This window comes from Pseudoalteromonas sp. GW168-MNA-CIBAN-0100 (assembly GCF_040309225.1).
Lineage (GTDB): Bacteria > Pseudomonadota > Gammaproteobacteria > Enterobacterales > Alteromonadaceae > Pseudoalteromonas > Pseudoalteromonas arctica.
This window is the reverse complement of sequence record NZ_JBEOOL010000160.1, coordinates 1-408: the sequence shown is the minus strand read 5'-3', so window position 1 is coordinate 408 and position 408 is coordinate 1. Positions and strand designations below refer to the sequence as shown.

Sequence of the window (408 nt, the reverse complement as noted above, 5' to 3'; positions counted from 1 at the left end):
CTATAGCTGTACGTACTCCTGTTGTTGCTTGTGCAATCTCAAAGGATCAACTTGCACGCTTAGAGAGCTGTGTGAAAACTCAAGTGGTTGTTAGGTCGGAACTAGAAGTAGATGCTATTGTAGCTAGAGTAGAGCAAGTAATTAATGAACCCTTATATACAAAAATAACCCAAGAATATAAGTATTTAGAAATCAAGAATAGTTTTGATGTAGTTACTGAAGGTGTAAAAGCATTATTATTTGGAAGTAAATAATGAATATAGTGATAGTAATTGATTCACTGGTTGGCGGTGGTGCTGAAAAAGTAATGCTTACTTTGGCTGAGCAAATAGCGACACTTAAACACAATGTGACTATTTTATCACTCGCTAATAGCGTTGAATACGATATCCCAAGTAACTTACAAGT

2 pseudogenes are annotated in these 408 nt (G+C 35.3%); both read left to right on the top strand.

The window, feature by feature from the left end:
- Positions 1-254: pseudogene (locus tag AAEY62_RS20505) on the top strand (glycosyltransferase family 1 protein); the annotation flags it as partial.
- Positions 254-408 (top strand): annotated as a pseudogene (locus AAEY62_RS20500) (glycosyltransferase); the annotation flags it as partial. The pseudogenes AAEY62_RS20505 and AAEY62_RS20500, both read left to right, overlap by 1 nt.